1 pseudogene is annotated in these 501 nt (G+C 43.5%); it reads left to right on the top strand.

The window, feature by feature from the left end:
• Positions 1-375 (top strand): annotated as a pseudogene (locus CYP05_RS04990) (MFS transporter); the annotation flags it as partial.
• Between the last annotated feature and the right edge of the window lie 126 nt (positions 376-501).

Here is a 501-nt window from a genome sequence, read left to right as displayed (position 1 = left end):
ATTCAATACATACTTTCATTTTTCTTTGGCGGCGGAATTTTCTGCACATACGGACTTTCGCTTGCTAGGGCAAATGACGAGATCACAGACAAGACAAAGAGCGTCCAAGTGGCACGTGCGCTGCTTTTTAGCTACTCTTTTGCCTCGCTTTTCTCGCCACTTCTTATGAGCTATGCGATGAAAATTTTTGGCGCATTTGGCTTTATCTATGTCTATTTGGTGCTTTATGTTGGGCTTATCTTATTTGCGCTAACGCAAAAGACCATACCGCAGCACATGAGAAAAGAGTACAACGACAGGCTCGTTGCAAGGACGGCTGGCATCGCGACTATTCAGCAAAATGGCAATTTTACCGATAGAGAAAATAAAAAGTAGAAAATGGACGTAGCAAATTCTCTAAACATATCAAACACCTCGGTTCAAACTGGGCAAAACGCCACTCAAAACGCGCCTGTTCGTAAAAACGAGGGTTCGCTTTTTAAAAATCAGCCAGCTGGGACG

The organism is Campylobacter concisus, assembly GCF_002913545.1.
Classification (GTDB): domain Bacteria; phylum Campylobacterota; class Campylobacteria; order Campylobacterales; family Campylobacteraceae; genus Campylobacter_A; species Campylobacter_A concisus_AV.
The sequence above is the reverse complement of the archived record's forward strand: the minus strand, read 5'-3'. Positions and strand labels throughout refer to the sequence as shown.